The organism is Neobacillus sp. PS3-40, assembly GCF_030915485.1.
Taxonomy (GTDB): Bacteria; Bacillota; Bacilli; order Bacillales; family Cytobacillaceae; genus JAUZPL01.
The window spans coordinates 906,108-924,884 of record NZ_CP133266.1 but is presented as its reverse complement, the minus strand read 5'-3'; the positions used below and the strand labels follow the sequence as shown (position 1 = coordinate 924,884).

Annotated in this window: 23 protein-coding genes; 13 read left to right on the top strand and 10 right to left on the bottom strand. The window is 38.3% G+C overall.

Annotated features, from left to right (window positions below):
- Positions 1-23 precede the first annotated feature (23 nt).
- On the bottom strand, positions 24-1,496 hold the full coding sequence (gene zwf, locus RCG20_RS04705; protein ID WP_308184289.1) for a glucose-6-phosphate dehydrogenase: 1,473 nt from the start codon (positions 1,494-1,496) through the stop codon (positions 24-26).
- A gap of 218 nt (positions 1,497-1,714) precedes the next feature.
- On the opposite strand from zwf, the gene rnz reads away from it, so the two are divergent.
- Positions 1,715-2,638: a ribonuclease Z gene (gene rnz / locus RCG20_RS04700; RefSeq protein WP_308183086.1), complete on the top strand. Its 924-nt coding sequence runs from the start codon at positions 1,715-1,717 to the stop codon at positions 2,636-2,638.
- A gap of 249 nt (positions 2,639-2,887) precedes the next feature.
- Here the strand turns inward: rnz and namA are convergent, their stop codons facing one another.
- Positions 2,888-3,907 (bottom strand): NADPH dehydrogenase NamA, encoded by a 1,020-nt coding sequence (namA, locus tag RCG20_RS04695; RefSeq protein ID WP_308183085.1) that lies wholly within the window; start codon positions 3,905-3,907, stop codon positions 2,888-2,890.
- Between the two features lie 122 nt (positions 3,908-4,029).
- Positions 4,030-4,878: a pyrroline-5-carboxylate reductase gene (gene proC / locus RCG20_RS04690; protein WP_308183084.1), complete on the bottom strand. Its 849-nt coding sequence runs from the start codon at positions 4,876-4,878 to the stop codon at positions 4,030-4,032.
- Between the two features lie 580 nt (positions 4,879-5,458).
- Here proC and RCG20_RS04685 point away from each other — a divergent pair.
- The gene (locus RCG20_RS04685; RefSeq protein WP_308183083.1) at positions 5,459-6,424 is read left to right on the top strand and encodes an MBL fold metallo-hydrolase; all 966 of its coding nucleotides are present in this window, start codon (positions 5,459-5,461) and stop codon (positions 6,422-6,424) included.
- Between the two features lie 44 nt (positions 6,425-6,468).
- Positions 6,469-7,260 (top strand): SDR family NAD(P)-dependent oxidoreductase, encoded by a 792-nt coding sequence (locus RCG20_RS04680; RefSeq protein WP_308183082.1) that lies wholly within the window; start codon positions 6,469-6,471, stop codon positions 7,258-7,260.
- Positions 7,261-7,408: 148 nt separating this feature from the next.
- Here RCG20_RS04680 and RCG20_RS04675 read toward each other — a convergent pair whose 3' ends face one another.
- Positions 7,409-7,606, bottom strand: a complete 198-nt coding sequence (locus tag RCG20_RS04675; protein WP_308183081.1) for a YqzH family protein — start codon at positions 7,604-7,606, stop codon at positions 7,409-7,411.
- 168 nt (positions 7,607-7,774) lie between these two features.
- On the opposite strand from RCG20_RS04675, the gene RCG20_RS04670 reads away from it, so the two are divergent.
- Together RCG20_RS04670 and RCG20_RS04665 are read left to right on the top strand one after the other, a co-directional pair.
- Positions 7,775-9,040: a Y-family DNA polymerase gene (locus RCG20_RS04670; RefSeq protein WP_308183080.1), complete on the top strand. Its 1,266-nt coding sequence runs from the start codon at positions 7,775-7,777 to the stop codon at positions 9,038-9,040.
- A gap of 19 nt (positions 9,041-9,059) precedes the next feature.
- Positions 9,060-9,392, top strand: coding sequence for a YolD-like family protein (locus tag RCG20_RS04665; RefSeq protein WP_308183079.1), 333 nt, complete (start codon positions 9,060-9,062; stop codon positions 9,390-9,392).
- Between the two features lie 41 nt (positions 9,393-9,433).
- On the opposite strand, the gene RCG20_RS04660 is transcribed toward RCG20_RS04665, so the two are convergent.
- Complete coding sequence (locus RCG20_RS04660) at positions 9,434-9,640, bottom strand: CDGSH iron-sulfur domain-containing protein (RefSeq protein WP_308183078.1); 207 nt, start codon at positions 9,638-9,640, stop codon at positions 9,434-9,436.
- Positions 9,641-9,737: 97 nt separating this feature from the next.
- On the opposite strand from RCG20_RS04660, the gene RCG20_RS04655 reads away from it, so the two are divergent.
- Positions 9,738-10,067, top strand: coding sequence for an iron-sulfur cluster biosynthesis family protein (locus tag RCG20_RS04655; protein ID WP_308183077.1), 330 nt, complete (start codon positions 9,738-9,740; stop codon positions 10,065-10,067).
- An 89-nt stretch (positions 10,068-10,156) separates the two neighbouring features.
- On the opposite strand, the gene RCG20_RS04650 is transcribed toward RCG20_RS04655, so the two are convergent.
- The 3 genes from RCG20_RS04650 to RCG20_RS04640 form a co-directional block, all read right to left on the bottom strand.
- Positions 10,157-11,080 (bottom strand): alpha/beta hydrolase, encoded by a 924-nt coding sequence (locus RCG20_RS04650; RefSeq protein WP_308183076.1) that lies wholly within the window; start codon positions 11,078-11,080, stop codon positions 10,157-10,159.
- Between the two features lie 84 nt (positions 11,081-11,164).
- The gene (locus RCG20_RS04645; RefSeq protein WP_308183074.1) at positions 11,165-11,296 is read right to left on the bottom strand and encodes a hypothetical protein; all 132 of its coding nucleotides are present in this window, start codon (positions 11,294-11,296) and stop codon (positions 11,165-11,167) included.
- A gap of 74 nt (positions 11,297-11,370) precedes the next feature.
- A complete protein-coding gene (locus RCG20_RS04640; protein WP_308183073.1) occupies positions 11,371-12,276 on the bottom strand; it encodes a hydroxymethylglutaryl-CoA lyase in 906 nt (301 codons plus the stop codon).
- Between the two features lie 160 nt (positions 12,277-12,436).
- Between RCG20_RS04640 and RCG20_RS04635 the strand changes: the two genes are divergently transcribed.
- The 4 genes from RCG20_RS04635 to RCG20_RS04620 all read left to right on the top strand — a co-directional run bounded on the left by RCG20_RS04635 (position 12,437) and on the right by RCG20_RS04620 (position 14,685).
- Positions 12,437-13,126, top strand: coding sequence for a CoA transferase subunit A (locus tag RCG20_RS04635; RefSeq protein WP_308183072.1), 690 nt, complete (start codon positions 12,437-12,439; stop codon positions 13,124-13,126).
- Between the two features lie 13 nt (positions 13,127-13,139).
- Complete coding sequence (locus RCG20_RS04630) at positions 13,140-13,808, top strand: CoA transferase subunit B (RefSeq protein WP_308183071.1); 669 nt, start codon at positions 13,140-13,142, stop codon at positions 13,806-13,808.
- A gap of 95 nt (positions 13,809-13,903) precedes the next feature.
- A complete protein-coding gene (locus tag RCG20_RS04625; protein WP_308183070.1) occupies positions 13,904-14,146 on the top strand; it encodes a YqkE family protein in 243 nt (80 codons plus the stop codon).
- Positions 14,146-14,685 carry a GrpB family protein gene (locus RCG20_RS04620; protein ID WP_308183069.1) on the top strand — a complete coding sequence of 180 codons (540 nt, stop codon included), beginning with the start codon at positions 14,146-14,148 and terminating at the stop codon, positions 14,683-14,685. Before RCG20_RS04625 ends, RCG20_RS04620 begins: the two co-directional genes overlap by 1 nt.
- 22 nt (positions 14,686-14,707) lie before the next feature.
- On the opposite strand, the gene RCG20_RS04615 is transcribed toward RCG20_RS04620, so the two are convergent.
- Both RCG20_RS04615 and mciZ read right to left on the bottom strand, forming a co-directional pair.
- The gene (locus RCG20_RS04615) at positions 14,708-15,619 is read right to left on the bottom strand and encodes an aldo/keto reductase (protein ID WP_308183068.1); all 912 of its coding nucleotides are present in this window, start codon (positions 15,617-15,619) and stop codon (positions 14,708-14,710) included.
- Positions 15,620-15,682: 63 nt separating this feature from the next.
- Complete coding sequence (gene mciZ, locus RCG20_RS04610; protein ID WP_308183067.1) at positions 15,683-15,814, bottom strand: Z-ring formation inhibitor MciZ; 132 nt, start codon at positions 15,812-15,814, stop codon at positions 15,683-15,685.
- A gap of 73 nt (positions 15,815-15,887) precedes the next feature.
- On the opposite strand from mciZ, the gene RCG20_RS04605 reads away from it, so the two are divergent.
- The 3 genes from RCG20_RS04605 to spoIIM all read left to right on the top strand — a co-directional run bounded on the left by RCG20_RS04605 (position 15,888) and on the right by spoIIM (position 18,753).
- Positions 15,888-16,442 carry an NUDIX hydrolase gene (locus RCG20_RS04605; RefSeq protein WP_308183066.1) on the top strand — a complete coding sequence of 185 codons (555 nt, stop codon included), beginning with the start codon at positions 15,888-15,890 and terminating at the stop codon, positions 16,440-16,442.
- Entirely contained in the window at positions 16,439-17,602 is a 1,164-nt protein-coding gene (locus tag RCG20_RS04600; RefSeq protein WP_308183065.1) for an endonuclease Q family protein, read from the top strand. Before RCG20_RS04605 ends, RCG20_RS04600 begins: the two co-directional genes overlap by 4 nt.
- A 506-nt stretch (positions 17,603-18,108) precedes the next feature.
- Positions 18,109-18,753 carry a stage II sporulation protein M gene (gene spoIIM, locus RCG20_RS04595; protein WP_308183064.1) on the top strand — a complete coding sequence of 215 codons (645 nt, stop codon included), beginning with the start codon at positions 18,109-18,111 and terminating at the stop codon, positions 18,751-18,753.
- Positions 18,754-18,777: the final 24 nt, after the last annotated feature.

Sequence of the window (18,777 nt, the reverse complement as noted above, 5' to 3'; positions counted from 1 at the left end):
GATCAGGCCTTTTTGAAAGCTATTTATTGACAATTTTCTACATCTAGATCGGCTACAGGCCACCAGAAAAATCCATCTTTTTCTAGTAGTTCATCAGCCGCTTTTGGACCCTTTGTTCCTGAAATATAGTTTGGGAAACTTTCCTCTTTTGTCTTTTCCCAAACAGCTGAAATTTTATCCACCATACTCCAAGAAAGGGCAACCTCGTCCCAGTGGGTGAAATTAGTAGCATCACCGCACATGCAATCATAGAGAAGTTTCTCATATCCTTCAGGAGTGTTCATTCCATTGATACCGGTATTTGCATAGCTAAGCTTTACCTCTTGCGCATCAAAGTGTCCTCCAGCCTTTTTAGCATTTAAATGCAAGGTAATGCCTTCCTCCGGCTGTATATGTATGACAAGGAGGTTAGGATTCAACATTTTCTCCGTCTGGTAGTATAAATTCATTGGAATATCTTTAAATTGGACGACAATTTTTGTTGACTTAGTTAGCATTCTTTTTCCTGTTCGAATATAAAATGGTACACCTGCCCAACGGAAATTATCGATCATCAATTTTCCAGCCACAAAGGTTTCCGTATTCGATTCCTTATCCACCATTTGTTCATCACGGTAGCGCATAACCTTCTTGCCATTGATTGTTCCCTCATCGTATTGTCCGCGAACAAAATAATCTTGAACTTGGTCACCCTCAACAGATCTTATTGCCCGAAAAACTCTTACTTTTTCTGAGCGTACTTCATCAGTAGTTAGACGGATTGGTGGCTCCATTGCTAATAGTGATACCATTTGCATCATATGGTTTTGAACCATATCTCGCAGTGCTCCACTTGTTTCATAGTAGCGTCCGCGTTCTTCTACACCAAGGGTTTCACTTGATGTAATTTGAATATTGGAGATATATCTATTATTCCAAAGTGGTTCAAAAATAGCATTTGCGAATCGAATGACTTCAATATTTCGAACCATTTCTTTTCCTAAATAGTGATCAATCCGATAAACTTCGTCCTCGGAAAATGCTGTTGTAATTTGTTTGTTTAATTCTTTAGCTGATTCCAAATTATGTCCAAATGGTTTTTCAATAACCAATCGTTTAAAACCTGATACATCTGTTAAACCATCGGATTTCAAGTGCAGTGCAATCGTTCCAAAAAACTCAGGTGCCATGGCAAGGTAAAATATTCGATTTCCATCTAAGCGATAATGCTTATCAAGATCATTTGCCATTGTTTTTAATGACAGGTACGAGCTTGAGTTTGTAACATCGTGGGAATGATAGTAAAAGTGTGAGATGAATTCGTCGATATTTTTATCCTTTCCTAATGCTGAGAGAACAGATTCTTTTACAGAATGTTGAAACTCATCATTAGAAAGGGATCTTCTTGCAACACCAATTACAGCAAACCGTTCGGCCAGTTTGCCCCTTTCAAATAAACGGTATATGGATGGAAACAACTTCCGTTTTGCTAAGTCCCCTGTTGCCCCAAATATCATAATTAAGGAAGTCATGTTTTCATTTTGATTCACGATTATGGACCTCTTTCCAATATATATAGTTATCCTAGCCAAGTTTACCTTACAAGAATAAAATTTTATCTGTTTCCTATAGATTTCGCAAATATTATGCAATAAATGTATTCATCCAACTAATCGTGCTATATTATTAGTTAATTGCTATTACATCAGTGTAACGGTTTTGAAAGGAGTTTATTATGGATATATTTTTCTTAGGTACGGGTGCTGGGCTTCCGGCAAAGCTCCGCAATGTAACGTCCATTGCGCTTAAGTTACTCGAAGAAAGAGGTGCTATTTGGCTTTTTGATGTTGGAGAAGCAACCCAGCATCAAATTTTACATACGACCATAAAGCCGCGCAGAATTGAAAAGATTTTTATTACTCACCTCCATGGCGACCATATTTATGGGCTTCCAGGATTATTATCGAGCCGTTCCTTTCAAGGGGGAGACTCGGAAGTGACGGTTTATGGTCCAAAAGGAATAGAGGAATATCTAAATGTGAGCCTTTCCGTTAGTCAATCATTTTTAAAATATCCTTTGAAAATAGTTGAAATAGACGAGGGGATTCTATTTGAAGACGACCAATTTGTGGTGGAAGCACGCCTTTTAGAGCATGGTATTCCTTCATATGGATATAGAATTACCGAAAAAGATAAGCCAGGCATATTGTTTGCAGATAAGCTGATCGCGGCTGGTGTCCAACCAGGGCCAATTTTTAAGAAAATAAAAAACGGTGAAACAATCATTCTTGATGATGGACGAGTGATTAATCCAAGGGAATTTATTGGTTCTCCTCAAAAAGGACGGGTTGTTGCCATTCTTGGTGACACAAGATATTGTGAGAATGCAATTTATTTAGCCAGAAATGCTGATTTATTAATTCATGAAGCGACCTTTTCGAAAGAGGAAGAAAAACTTGCCTTTGATTATTTTCATTCCACCACCCATCAAGCAGCAAAAATTGCCAAACAAGCTGATAGTAAATGCTTGTGTCTAACCCATATAAGTTCTAGATACGACAGGAATGCATGGGGAGAATTAGTTGGGGAAGCAAAGGAAATATTCCTTCATACAGATATAGCTGAAGATTTCAAAGAAATCTCTATTCCTCTTCCTTAAAAATAACGCTTAGTCATTTGAACTGCACCCCAATTTTTGGACACAATCTACTAATTGGATGTGCAGTTCATCATTTGGCTAAGTGCTTTTTTAAAGATGTTAAACAATTCTTCCTTGGTTGTTCTCGATAAGCCTTTTTTGTAGAGTTTGACAAAAAAGCTAGGACATTACCTAAAACGAATAAGTCGAAAATTAAAAGAGTGTATTAAAATTGCCGAAAAAAGAAGAAAGTCCGATCTTTCTTTAAATTTATTCCCACCCTCGTCCATATTGTTTTGGTGCTTCAATATGAACGCCGAGTTCCTTGGCTGCTGTCCGTGGCCAATACGGATCACGAAGTAGTTCACGACCTATGAAAATTAGGTTGGCTCTATCATTTTGGAGGATTTCTTCCGCGTGCAAGGCAGAGGTGATTAAGCCAAGTGCACTTGTATCAATATCCGCGCCATGCTTTATTTCCTCTGAGAATTTCACTTGATAACCAGGGTAGGTGTTAATTGGTGCTGGAATAACTGCACCTGAGCTGACGTCGATAAAATCAACTCCCTGTTCCTTCATCCTCTTGGCTATTAGTACATAGTCACTTGCTGTTAAACCTTCTTCATGATAATCATAGGCAGAAACTCTAACGAATAGAGGACCTTCCCAGACTGTTCTAACTGCCTCAATTATTTCGCTAAGGAATCGATAACGGTTTTCAGCTGATCCTCCGTACTCATCTGTTCGTTTATTTGAGAGCGGTGATAAGAATTCGTTAATAAGATATCCATGGGCACCATGCAGTTCAATCACATCAAAACCAGCTTTTTTTGCTCGTTCAACCCCATTTTTAAATGCTTCTACGGTATCTTTAATATCAGTTTTTGTCATTTCTTTTGGAATCTTCATTTTTTCATTAAATGCTAATGCAGAGGGGGCAAGTATTTCGCCTTCCAGAACAGCCTTTCTGCCGGCGTGAGCGATTTGAATTCCTGCTTTTGCACCATTACCCTTGATAAGCTCAACAAGGCCCTTTAGCCCCTCAACATGGTCGTCACTCCAGATACCTAAATCCTGAGGAGAAATTCTTCCTTGCTCAGTTACGGCAGTAGCTTCAAGAATAATTAATCCCACCTGGCCAACGGCTCTGGACACATAATGGGTTTGATGCCAATTTTGCACTTTTCCATCCTCATTATGGCTTGCGTACATGCACATTGGAGACATCGCTATTCGATTTTTCAAGGTAACCCCTTTTATTGTATAGGGAGTAAATAATTTTGCGGTCATTTGTCATCCTCCTGCTAGGTATTTTTCACTTTTAGTATAACAAATGCTTCCAATATTATATAAAATATTGCTCTTGAGACGTTGAATTGTCCGAAAAACAACAATCTAGGCAAGTTAGCCATTTATAAAGTTGACTGTTTTGCTGAATTAAGCTCTTTGCATAATACAATTCCCATTTTCTTTGATTGGATGGCGGCTGCTTTAATGCATGAAATGAAGGCTTGCTGAACCTTGTGTTCTTCAAGTATCTGAATTCCCGCCTCGGTCGTTCCTCCAGGGCTAGTGACTTCCTGGCGTAGCTGCTTTGAAGGTTTTGTTGTCGACTTTAACATCTCTGCTGCACCGATTAATGTCTGGACAATCAGTTCTTTTGCCATTTGTCTTTCTAATCCAATTTCAACCGCACTGTTTTCCATTGCTTCAACAAGATAATAAATATAGGCTGGACCGCTACCGGAAAGTCCTGTTACGGCATCAAGCTGATCTTCAGGGACAAAAGTTGTAAGTCCGACTGTACCAAAAAGATGTTTAATTGTTTCAAGCTGATTGGAAGAGACGACTTTATTAACAGCAATTGCAGTAGCAGATTTTCCAACCGTTGCAGAAGTATTAGGCATTGCCCTTGCTATCGCTAGTGGCTTTTCAGCTAGTTCTTCGATGGCACTTATGGCGATACCAGCAAGTACAGAGATAATGAGCATTTGTTTTGTTAAGTGACTTCGAATTTGTTTAATTGCTTGTAAGGCATCCTTTGGCTTCATGGCTAAAACGACTACTTCTGCATCCTCAAACAATTCTTTAATATCATAGGTAAACTGAACTCCATATTGCTTGTTAAGTGTAACGAGCCTTTCTTCATTCGTTCTATTTGTGGTCCAAATATTTTTTGGATCGAGTAAATCATTTTTCACAATCCCAGAAATTAATGCTTCCGCCATCGACCCTGCCCCTACAATTACTATCTTTTTCATCAATATTCCCCCTGTCTGTTTTTAAAAAAACAAAAAGACCCCTCATCCGTAAAGGACGAAAGGTCTAGCTTCCGTGGTACCACCTTCATTTACCCTTTTTAAAAAAACCAAAAAGAGTTCACTCAAACCCGATAACGTCGGGGTTACGTTAGGTTTTCCTAATCGCTCATAAGATAGGTTCAATGATTAAGAGGGCAGTGAAGCCTTGCAGCCAATGGACCTCACTCTCTTTTGCCATTTTTCATTTACTGGTCTTACTCATTGCTTTTTATATTGGTTAAAGTTTTAATTGTGATTATGCGTTACATTATAGTTGTCTGTCAAGAAAAAATTTGCAGAATTTTTTAGCTAATCAGAATTAATATCCATAAATTCTGCTAGCGCATAAGGGCAACTACGCCTAATCATCGCCCTTAGGGGCTCGCCAATCAGCGAGTTTTCTTTATTTTTTTAAAAGTGAATTATGAGAAAATAATGACATTTTATTTTTTTATCGGTACACTTATCTCTATATATGAAGTTCAAAATGACTTTTGGAAGAAAAACGTTAAATATATTTCATGTTAAGGAGCTTTTGAATATGACAGAATGGAAAAATGGTATTGCGAAGATAACTCTACCAACTCCTTTTTCGGTAGGAGACGTCAATGCATATTTAATTAAGGGGGAGCGGTTGACTCTTGTTGATGCAGGGGTAAACACAGATACAGCCTGGGCATCTTTGAAAGAACAGTTAGCTATGTTGGGTTTAAAACCAACTGATATCGAGCAGGTTGTGCTTACCCATCATCATCCTGATCATGTTGGATTACTCGACTTTTTCCCGGATTCATTGGAGGTATATGGACATCCTCTAAATGAACGATGGTTAAATCGAACGGAAGCTTTTTTTCATGAACATGATGAGTTTTACCGCGCACTTTTCTATGAGTTCGGTATTCCAGAAGAATTTTTCCCGTTTATTCACCACTTAAGAAAACCACTAAAATATTCGTGCAATCGTTCGCTTACAGGCCCTCTTGTTGAAGGAGATCAACCACTTGGACTTTTTGATTGGCAAGTAATTGAAACACCTGGCCATGCCCAAAGTCATATTGTCCTTTTTCGCGAAAAAGATGGTGTTCTTATTGGTGGGGATCATATTTTGGCACATATTTCCCCAAATCCTTTACTAGAGCCACCTGCTCCAGGTGAAAAAGAAAGACCGAAGCCTCAGGTTCAATATAATCACTCATTGAAAAAGCTTTTATCCTATCCAATCCAAATGGTTTATACAGGTCATGGTTCAGAGGTTTACCAGTTAGTGGAACTCATTGAAAAAAGACTTTCCCGCCAGCATGAGCGTGCCTTTACAGTTAAGAATTGGCTTGAAACAGAGCCAATGACCGTTTTTGAAATATGTAAACGGCTTTTCCCCACCGTTTACAATCGTAAATTAGGTCTGACAATCTCGGAAACTGTTGCTCAGCTTGACTATCTATCTTCAATAGGGGGGCTTGGTAATAAAGATTCAAACCCTTTTCTTTTTCTAAATAAGGGTGAATAATAGGGATACCTATCAGGGATAAAAGTCAGTTGAGGTGAATAGTGGTGGAACCATTAAAAGGGAAAAATATTGTTATTACTGGAGCATCTGGGGGGATTGGAGCGGAAATTGCGAAGATTTGTGCAGGGCAGGGGGCTAATCTTGTTCTGCTCGCAAGAAGGTTGGATAAACTTCAGCTACTTCAAAAAGACCTGCAACAACAATATCAAGTACAAGTGGATATTGTTCAGTTAGATGTTTCCAATACAGATATGGTGAAGGAAGTCTTTACCAACATTTTTGAAACAATAGGGCAAGTAGATATCCTTGTCAATAATGCAGGCTTTGGAGTTTTCCGCGAAGCACATGAGGCAACAATAGACGATATCAAAGGAATGTTTAATGTCAATGTAATTGGTTTAATGGCATGCACTAGCATGGTTTTACCGAAAATGCGCAAAAGGTGCTTCGGTCATATTATCAATATTGCCTCCCAAGCTGGCAAGATTGCAACACCGAAATCGAGTGTTTACTCCGCTACCAAGCATGCTGTCCTTGGTTATACAAACAGTTTACGGATGGAACTTGCCGATTCTAATGTGTATGTAACATCTGTCAATCCTGGACCAATTGCAACGAATTTTTTTACTATTGCTGATGAAAAAGGTACATATGTAAAAAATGTCCAAAAATTTATGCTTCAGCCTGAATATGTCGCACAAAAAGTGGTCGCTGCCATGCTCACTAGGACTAGGGAAATCAATTTGCCGAGGTGGATGAATATGGGGAGTGTTATCTATGTTCTTTTTCCGCGTCTGTTTGAACGGGTTGGTAGGCGTGCATTTAATAAAAAATAATAGAATATCTTATTAGGCCTCTGTTTATCGGGGGCCTTTTTAGGTTAAGCAGAATTTATATCCATAAATTCTGAAGCGTGCATAAGGGCAACTACGTCTAATCATCGCCCTTAGGGGTTCGCTAATCGACGAGTTTTCTTTACTTACTTTAATTGATAGTTAATAATTCGTACACCATATCATTGATCACTTCATATAAATCTGCAGTGGGTTCTTTCTCTTTTATTAGGAGGATTTGCATACAAAGATTTTCAAAATCTTGCTCACTTATTGGAAGTGAGCCAAGGTCAGAATAATACTGTTTAAAACAATTTTTAACCATTTTATAAATAAGTTTTTTGTCCATGCCATACACCTCCAGTATGATTATACTGTTTTTCCTAAAAAACCTTAATAAGTTTGTCATAAAATTCCTATTGAATACGAACGTATATTCGTTTAAGATAAAGAATATAATAAAAAGGAACGGATGTTCTTGTTTTGAGGCTTATCTTGGAGGATGGGGTATGGAGGTATGGTCGATTATAGCACACTACCGCAAAATAAAATTTTATGTGTGGACATGAAAAGTTTTTATGCAAGCTGTTCAGCTGTCATGCGTGGTCTTGATCCTTTGAATTGCTATTTAGCTGTTGCAGGCAACCTGGAGCGGCAGGGAAGTGTAGTGCTAGCCGCTTCACCGCGTCTGAAAAAAGAGTTTAGAATCAAAACGGGTTCCCGGTTGTTTGAGATTCCGAATGATCCACGCATTCAAGTGGTTGAACCGTCTATGGCAACATATTTGCGAATTTCAACAGAAATTTCACGCGTTTTTAATCGCTATGTTCCGAAGGAAGCCATCCATACGTACAGTGTGGATGAAAGCTTTATAAAAGTAGATGGGGCCATCCATATTTGGGGCGATGCAACGACCATTGCGGAAAAAATAAAGGATGATATTGAGCGAGAGTTCCAGTTACCTTGCACGGCTGGAATTGGACCAAACATGCTCATGGCAAAGCTATGCCTTGATCTCGAAGCAAAGAAAGCAAGAAGTGGAATTGCTGAGTGGACATTTGCGGATGTCCCGGAGAAGCTCTGGAATGTGTCACCGCTTAGTGAAATGTGGGGGATCGGCAGAAGGATTGAAAAAACACTTAATGGGATGGGCATTTTCACCGTTGGTCAGCTTGCCCGATTTGATTTGGAAAAGTTGGAAAAGAAATTCGGAATTATGGGAAATCAGCTTTATTATCATGCCTGGGGAATTGATCTTTCGAATTTGGGTGCTCCAATTATTGAAGGACAAATCAGCTTTGGAAAAAGCCAAGTTCTTTTGCGGGATTATAAAGAGAAAGAAGAAGTCGAGCATGTAATACTAGAAATGTGTGAGGAAGTGGCACGAAGAGCTAGAACGCACCGAAAGGCGGGCCGAACCGTTAGCCTTGGAATTGGGTACAGTCAGGAAGAGTTTGGTGGCGGTTTTCATCGATCCAAAACAATCTATCGGCCAACAAATGTGACAATGGAGCTTTATAAGGTCTGCCTTGACCTATTTCATGAATATTATAACGGTCATACAGTTAGAAACATTTCCATTACACTTGGCAATATTGTCGACGACAGCGAGCTTCAGCTCGATCTTTTTGATATGGGAGCGGGAAAAAGGCGAGAGCTTGGCTATGTGGTGGATCGTGTTCGTGAGCGCTTTGGCTCAGGTGCTCTCTTGCGCGCAATTTCTTACACAGCGGCAGGAACAGCTAAGCAACGGGCTACACTTGTTGGTGGACATAAAATGTAAGTTGGAAAGAGGTAGAATTATGATTCGTGACCGTGGGAGGATCAAATGGACGGCAATGATGCTTCCCGAGCATGTAAAGTTGCTTAGGGACTGGGTAAAAGAGGATATGTATGAACAGAAAAAAACCATGGATGAACAACAGCTAGAATGCATGAACGAAATTTTATCTGAAGCAATGGAATATGATCAGCTCGTGACGATTACACATTATCGGAATAGAACTTACGAAATTGTGATTGGTAAAGTCCATAATTGGGACGAAATAAGCCAGCAACTCCATATAATTGATCGATTTGAAGAATTACATCGAATTTTTGTGGGCAACATCGCAGATATTCGCCTAGCTGAGTAGCAAAAAAAGGAGCAGTAAAAAGTAACTGCCCCTGTTAAAATTCATTCTTCTTTGGAAACACGGATAACGGACTCAAATTTACCTTTATGTGAACCGTCGCAAAAAGGTTTATTAGTAGACAATCCACAGCGGCACAGGGAAAAGCTTGGTTTTGTTTCCATTACATTGCCTTCACCATCAAGCAATTCAATGTCACCGGTTACTCTTAATGACCCATTATCATTTACTTTGATTTGAACTTTTGACATCGTTAACACTCTCCTTTTAAATTGATAGGCAAAAAAATAAGAAACATAAAAAACGTGTGATACAATCATCATATGACTAAGTAGGGGTGCTTTAAACATGGAAATAATCATAACAGAATCTGCAACTGAGAAAATAAATGATAAGACAAAGGGATTAGATGGTTACCTAAAATTAAAATACGATATTGAAGGATGCGGTTGTGCAGTAGACGGTGTAACGGTTCTATGGCTTGTGTCTGAATTGGATGCGGGAGATATTGCAATTGAAACAAATGATAGAACGATATATATGGAAAAAGCCAAGACTGTTTTCTTTGATGAACAAATGAAAATTGACTTTTCCGAAACAGCAAACAGCTTTCAATTAAAAAGCCCGAATCAAATATTAAATGGACGAATGAATCTTGTTATAACAGAAACAGACTGACCTAATGGGATAGTCTGTATTTTAAAAAGAATAAGAAGCAGCATAGCAGGCGTTTTTAACCTTGAATAAAGCTTCTTCGGGTATCTTTTTTAAATTGAAAAGGATTCAGAACCAACATATTTCTGTAAAAATTCAACAATCACATTTTCGTAATCTTGGCTGTTTTTGTTAAAGGATTGAGCATGTAGACCGTTGGCAGCAAGATAGAGCATTTTCATTCCCTTTTTTTGTGCAAAAAGATCTTTAGACATCGAGGGAAGAATAAAGTCATCCTTTTGACTGTGAATGAACAGAATTGGATGTTGGATTTTTTCGATCACGGTAATAGGAGAGACATGATGGATCGAATATTTATCACGGATGCGCAGAAATAAATCGGCAACGAAAAGAAACAATCCTGGCGGAAGCTTGATTTCTTTTTTTATGTGAAAGCTAAGCTGCTCTTTAAAGTCGGAAAAGGGGCAGTCAGCAATATAAAAGTCAGCTCCATCCTCAAGCATTCCTGCATATAAAAGCATTGTTGCAGCCCCCATTGATTCGCCATGAATTCCGAACACAAGATCAGTTCCTTTTTCTTTTTTCAGCCAATCAATAACAGCTTTTAAATCAAATTTTTCATAATGACCAAAACTTGTCGTCTTTCCACCAGATTCTCCGTGACGTCGATGGTCATAGATAAGGGCATTGAAACCGTGCTTCAAGAAAATGTTCATATACTTGATGGAATTCATTTTGGTTTCAGTAACGCCATGCGCGAAAATGATATAGCGATTGCTTGGATGAGGCTCCACAAGAACGCCCTTGATTGGATAACCAAAGGGAGAAGTGATGAAAACATCGCGTTTTGGAAGAGAATCAAATTCCTCAAGATTTATTCTTCCAGCGTCCTTCTCCCGTTTTAAAATAAAATCGTCATCCTTCTTTTTAATATACATAAGCCGATTAGTGAAATATAAACCAAGTGAAAGGAAAAAAAAGAAAGAAGTAAACAGGATTCGAAATGTCCTTCTCATATACAACACCTCCCAAAATATATATTCCTCTAAACACATAAAAAGCCGCTTATCTTGTAGCGGCTTTTGGTGTAAATAAGGTAGTTATTGTTCAGAGTTTTGGCGCTTCGTTGGATGGAGAGCCTTTTCAAGTTCCTCCGAAGCAATCATCCGCTTTCCTGTTTCGGCATTTGGTTGCCCTTTTTGGCTATAGCCTTTGTCCCGTTTTTGGCTCATTATGAAATCTCCTTCCAATAATGGTTTCATTATTAAGATGAGTAAATAGGAGACTCCTTATTCGTACAAAATGGTTAGTTGGCAAATGTATTTAACCGAAAATACGTACTTTCAATCGGCCTCGAAAGATGGGGGCGTATAATTTCAATCGCTTCAAGTAGTTTGTTGAGATCAATGCCTGTGTTGATGTCCATTCGTTCCAACATATAAACAACATCCTCTGTCGCGACATTTCCAGCTGCACCAGGTGCAAAGGGGCAGCCTCCAAGACCGCCAGCAGATGTGTCAAATCGGTCTATTCCAGCCTGAAGTGCGGCCAAAATATTTGAAAGAGCTAGCTTCCTTGTATCATGAAAATGGGCAGTTAAAAGTATGTTGCCAAATGTGGTTTTTAATTGTGAGAACAAGGAATAGACCTCATTTGGAGCAGCCATCCCGATGGTATCGGCAACACTTAATTCGTCAACTCCGGCTTCTACAAATTCGTGGCAGAGTTTTATCGTGTGAGATGGATCGATTTTCCCTTCAAAAGGGCAGTAAAAGGCAGTGGAGATGCAAGCACGAACAAAATAGTGCTTTTCTTTGAGTTCTTGGATGAGGGGTATCAATTCTGCCATGCCTTGTTGTGTGGTTTTGTTAATGTTTCTTTGGTTAAAGCTGTCGCTAACACCGATAAAGACAGCAACTGCATTGCAATTAGTCATATACACACGGTTAATTCCTTTTTGATTTGGTGCAAGGACAAAGTTCCGTGTAAGTGAATCAAGACACTCAAAAACAACTTCAGCAGCATCAGCCATTTGTGGAACCCATTGTGGCGAAACAAATGAAGTAAGCTCCATTTCCTTTATGCCAGCTCCTCTTAAAGAGGCAATAAATTGTTTTTTTATTTCAGTAGGAACAAACAATTTTTCATTTTGAAGTCCATCGCGTGGACCGACTTCAATAATAGTTGCCTTTTTCGGTAATGTAAGCATCATATCCTCCCCCTAGATCTCATATTTTCATTGTAGAGTAATTGATTTATTAAAATCAAGAATAATATAAATTTTCTAAAAATAGAGGAAATTTCGATTTGCCACTCGAAATATTTATTGAACAAGAAGTGGATAGAAAAAAAGAGGTAGGAGGAAAAACAGAATGAAAAAGGTTTGTGAATCCTTTCAAGAAGCAGTTGCTGAGATTCAAGATGGTGCTACTTTAATGGTAGGCGGCTTCGGACTATGCGGTATTCCAGAAAACCTGATCTTGGCGTTAGTTGAAAAAGGTGTCAAGAATTTAACTGTAATATCCAATAACTGTGGTGTGGATGAATGGGGGCTAGGGCTCTTATTAAATAACAAGCAAATCAAAAAGATGGTTGGCTCTTATGTTGGCGAAAATAAAGAGTTTGAGAGACAAGTCTTGACAGGTGAAATAGAAGTAGAACTGATTCCGCAAGGAACTTTAGCGGAAAAAATACGTGCTGGTGGAGCTGGCATACCAGCATTTTTTACTCCCGCAGGTGTAGGAACTCCAATTGCTGAAGGAAAAGAAATAAGAATTTTTAATGGAAAAGAGTATCTTTTGGAAGAAGCACTGACTGCTGATTTTAGCCTTGTCCGAGCATGGAAGGCTGATAGGATGGGTAATCTCGTTTATCATAAAACAGCTCGAAATTTTAATCCAGTGATTGCCGCAGCGGGAAAAGTAACGATTGCGGAAGTTGAAATGCTTTATGGAATTGGTGAGCTTGACCCGAATTATATCCACACTCCAAGCATTTATGTTCAAACGCTTATTGCTGGGGTACAGGAAAAAAAAATCGAGAGATTAACCGTAAGGAAATAGGGGGAGAGCAAATATGGCGAATGATAAAGGTACTGTCAGAGAGAGAATTGCCAGACGAGCAGAAAAGGAGATTGAAAATGGTTTTTATGTAAACCTTGGAATTGGAATGCCAACACTTGTTGCTAATTATATTTCAGAAAATAAACAAGTAGTGCTACAGTCGGAAAATGGTTTGCTTGGAATTGGACCATATCCAAGTGAGGAAGAGGTTGATCCTGATTTAATAAATGCTGGTAAGGAGACAGTCACCACGATTAGTGGTGCAGCCTATTTTGATAGCTCTGAATCGTTCGCAATGATTCGTGGAGGGCACATCAATGTAGCCATTCTTGGTGGAATGGAGGTTTCTGAAAGCGGTGATTTGGCCAACTGGATGATTCCAGGGAAAATGATTAAAGGAATGGGGGGGGCAATGGACCTTGTCCACGGAGCCCGAAAAATCATTGTTATCATGGAGCATGTGAATAAACAAGGGGAATCAAAAATTTTAAAACAATGTACATTACCCCTTACAGGAAAAGGTGTAGTTGACCGGATTATCACTGAACGGGCGGTTATGGATGTAACCGAATCAGGATTGAAACTAGTAGAGGTAGCAGAAGGGTTTTCTGTAGAGGATGTTATCAACTCAACAGAAGCTATTTTACATGTTGATGATAGTGTTAGGTTAAACACTTATTGATAAAATAAGCAGGTTGGTTGGGTCTCATACAGCCTGCTTTTTTTCATTCCATGCTATAATATGGTTTTAAAATAGTAATAAAGGAGTAGCCAAGAATGAAAAAACAACCAAAGCCAAAAGCGAAAAAAGATGATGCAGTGGTAACACTTGGAGATATGATCAATCAGGATTTATTCAAACAATTAAAAGAAAAACAACATGAGCTAAAAGCAACAGAAGTGAAAAAGAAAGAGGAAGAAGAACAAAGAAAGCGAGAAGAACGTAGATTAAAGGAAAAAAATAAATCTTTTGAAGAATTATTGAATGAGAGCGGTATGAATTGGAAGGAATTTAAATAATGCAATTGCGCAAGGTCGAAGTTATTCCGTATCAGAGGGAATGGATACTGCTATATAAAGAAGAGAAACAAAGAATTCTCAAGATTATGGAGCCAGATCAAATTGTTATCCACCACATAGGAAGCACATCAGTTCATGGTTTAAGTGCTAAGCCTATTATTGATATACTAGCGGAAGTAAATGATATTAAGATTATTGATTTACTAACGCCGGAACTGGTGCAAGTAGGTTATAGTTCAAAAGGAGAAAATAGCATAAAGGGCAGGCGCTTTTTTATAAAAAGTAATGAAATAGGTGAGCGTCTTTATCATTTGCATGCTTTCCAAAAAGGTAGTCCTGAAATAAACCGGCACCTTGTTTTTCGTGATTATCTACGAATGCATCCAAAAGAAGCCCAACGTTATGCAAAAATTAAAGAAACCGCTGCAAAGAAATTCCCTTTTGATATTGAAGCCTATATGGACTTTAAAAATCCAATTATTAAAGAGCTTGAACAAGAAGCGAAAAATTGGTCGAATAAAAGAGAGGAGAGCCGATAACAAAAGGCTCTCCTCTCATTTATTATCGATGTTCGTTGTAGACCTGTCCCTTTGAAATCTCTTTGATCAGCAATATTTCTTCTTTTGTCAGACCTCGTCCATCTATTGCGTTTGCGTTTGCTTGAATTTGTTCTACACTACTTGCGCCGGTAACGACTGAAGCAACGGTGGGGTTTGCAAGGTTATATTGAAGAGCTATCTCCGTTAAAGAACGAGCGGGAGCCATCTTCTCCTTGAGCATTGGTAAGATTGTATTTAACTCATCACAGCTATAGTCCAAATAGCCCTTCTGAGAAGATTTTCCAATCATCTTCTCGCTAAGTAATCCTTTTGCAAGTGGTCCTCTGGTTACAACACTAATTCCATGGTCATGTAGCATTGGCAAAGTATCTTCTTCTGGGCGCCTATCCAAGATGCTGTATTGCATCATCACAGAAACGATTTTAGATTTCGCCACATATTCACGAATAACATTCGGACGAATCGAGGAAATTCCATAATAGCGAATAAGTCCTTCTACTTTCAATTCTTCAAATGTATCAATAATTTCATCAATGGGATCTTCGATTGTTCCACCATGAAGCTGATAAAGATCAATATAATCAGTTCCAAGTCGTTTTAAACTATTTTTTACTTCTTCTTTTATGTACTTCTTAGATGGGTCCCAAGACCAGCTATCTTTGTTCTTATTCCAGCGGTTCCCGACCTTTGTAGCGATAATAACTTTGTCGCGAACTTTCTTTAAAGTACTCCCAACAAAAGTTTCATTTTTTCCAGCATCATACAGATCTGCGGTATCAAAATAATTTACACCTTCAAAAAGAGCAGCCTCAATAATGAGTCTGGCAGTCAATTCATCTGTACCAATTGACATACAGCCAAGTCCTAATTCCGTTACATATAAATCAGAGTTTCCAAGTTGGCGTTTTTTCACAGATCCACCCCTACTTTCTTTTGCTTCATTTTACAAGAGAATGGGGGAGTCTACAAACTATAGCTATTTTTTAGCTGTGTTTTGAATCCACTCGGAAACGGAAGAATAATATTTGTTGTATTCTTTAAGCTTTTGTATTACTTCCCATCCTTTGCCAACAAGGATAATTCCTTTTTCGTGTACGTATATCTTCACCCCATACCCCTCCAATTAAAGTATGGTAAACTATATGAGCAAAATATATAGGATTAGAACAGGAGTGAGCGAAATGAGCCGTCTTGAAGAAAAAACGATCCGCTCTGAAAAACTGTTTTCAGGTAAAGTAATTAGTCTTTATCTAGAAGATGTGGAACTTCCAAATGGGAAAGAAGCAAAGCGTGAAATTATCAAGCATCCAGGTGCTGTGGCTATTTTAGCAATAACGGATGAAAATAAAATTGTAATGGTTGAGCAATTCCGCAAAGCACTTGATCGGACAATTGTTGAAATACCAGCTGGAAAACTTGAAAAAGGTGAGGAGCCGGCAGCTTGTGCACGTAGAGAGTTGGAAGAAGAAACAGGGTATGAATGTGGAAGTCTTGAACTGTTGAACTCCTTTTATACTTCTCCAGGATTTTCTGATGAAATTGTCCATGTATACATTGCGAGGGGACTAGTGAAAAAAGAAAATTCAGCTCCACTTGATGAGGATGAATTTATCGACTTAGAAGAGTTGACTCTTGAAGAAGCAATTCGATACATAAAAGACCAAAAAATCTTTGATGCAAAAACGGTCTTTGCAGTTCAATACATGCAATTACAAGAAGTGTTGGCAAAAAAATGAAACATTACTATGTAGATTTACACATTCATATAGGTCGGACTTGGACAGGCAAGCCTGTTAAAATAACCGGGGCAAAATCATTGACCTTTACCAATATCATTGAGCATGCAAGAAATGAGAAAGGTCTAAATATGGTTGGGATCATTGATAGCCAGTCACCTGAAGTGATCCTTGAAATGGAGAATCTCTTGGCAAATGGGGAATTAGTTGAGCATCCCGATGGAGGATTGATATACGGAGATTTAACTGTAATTCCAGGCTCGGAATTGGAAATCTACGATGAACAGTGCAATGGTCCCATGCATATGCTTTGCTATTTTCCAACCATTAAAATAATGAGAATTTTCTCTTCTTGGTTATCAGGTCATTTGAAAAATATAACCTTAAGCACACAGCGAGTATATATAACAGGAATTGAACTACAGAGAAAAGTAAAAGAATTAGGTGGTTTATTTATACCAGCCCATGTCTTTACCCCATTTAAAAGTCTTTATGGGAAGGGAGTCAATCAATCTTTAACAGAAGTATTGGACCCAAGTTTAATCGATGGAATTGAACTAGGATTAAGCTCTGATACAGAAATGGCTGAACAAATAAAAGAACTACATGACTTCACATTCGTCACCAATTCAGATGCCCATTCTTTAGCAAAAATTGCTCGTGAATATCAAGTAATGGAAATGAGTGAGCCCACATTCCTAGAGTTAAAAAAAGTATTACAAGGAACCGAGGGTAGAAGGGTTATCGCCAACTATGGTCTTGATCCAAAGCTTGGTAAGTACCATAAGACTGTTTGTGCTGATTGCTTGAATCATGTAAGCACGGAAGATAATGCATGTCCGCATTGTGGAAAAGGAAAGATAATCAAAGGTGTGGCAGATCGGATTTTAGAACTAAAAACAGCAGAAGAAGGTAAAATGGGACGACCACCTTATATTCATCAGGTCCCACTCGAGTTTATTCCAGGTCTGGGACCAAAAATGCTTGATAAGCTACTCCAACATTTTGGAACCGAAATGGCAATTTTGCATGAAGTACCTGATGATGCATTGAAAGAGGTTGTTCCAATCAAAATTGCTGAACTCATCGCGAAAGCTCGTGAAGGAAAAATAAACTTGTTTGCCGGTGGCGGAGGAAGATACGGAAAAATTGCTGAATAAAAGGTTGGATATATTTTTTAAAGAAAGGCTGTTAAATTTTCCTGTTGATATTCAAATATAAATCAAGGACCTTTTTTTAGGTCCTTGATTTTATTTTTTTTAAAAGAATGTTTTCAGATTTTCCTGCTTTACTACCTGAGTTGATGGGAGCGGAGGGCATTTGACTCCTGCTGGAATAGAGGGAATGGGAGACCCCACAGGCGGTACGCCGAGGAGGCTCCCATCCCTCCCCGCGGAAAGCAAGTGCCCGGAGCGGAAATCAACGGGCAAAGTTATGTCTAAAAAACCATTTATGCCAAAAGAGACTTTAAAAAAATGCTTGTAACTTTACAATATTTAGAACCTTGAGTTAATACCATTGGGTCTCCTCTTTTAAGCTTCTTTTTCTCCCTTAAAGGCACTTTTTCAGTGTCCTCCAGGCCTTTCCAGGTTTTTCTTACTTTTTTGTCATAGAAAAAATGGACAGGCATAAAATTTAATAATTGATTTTTAGGAGGAAATGATAAATGAAGAAACGAATTTACCAGAACGTTGTCGCCAATTATTTCCGTGATCATTCCTCAACTTTTTTATTTATCATTGTTTTATTTCTCATGGGTGTAATTTTTGGGGCAATTGTCGTAAATAGCATGAGTTTTACACAAAAACAAGATCTATTCTACTATTTATCGCAATTTTTTGGAGAAGTTTCTAATGGAAAAGTGGCACCAACGAATGATTTATTCATACAAAGCTTTCTTCATAACAGTAAATTTATCGGGCTCATATGGGTTCTTGGTATTTCAATTATTGGTCTGCCAGTTATTTTGATCCTTCTATTTATAAAAGGAATGGTAGTCGGCTTTACAGTTGGATTTTTGGTTAGCCAATTGAGTTGGAAGGGGTTTATCCTTGCTTCTGTTTCGATATTGCCGCAAAACATAATTATTATTCCTGTTTTTATTATCATGGCAGCCTTGTCTGTATCTTTTTCCTTTATAATGATAAGAAAACAGTTTATGAAAAAATACAGCCAGCCGATTATGCCAGTTTTCAGAAGATATATTCTCACTTTCGTTGTTGCAATTATTTTTATATCAATAGCATCAGTGATTGAAACATACCTTTCACCAGGCCTAATGAGGACAGTCATGAATATATCTAAATTATAATTATTATAATTATTTGTTAGAATA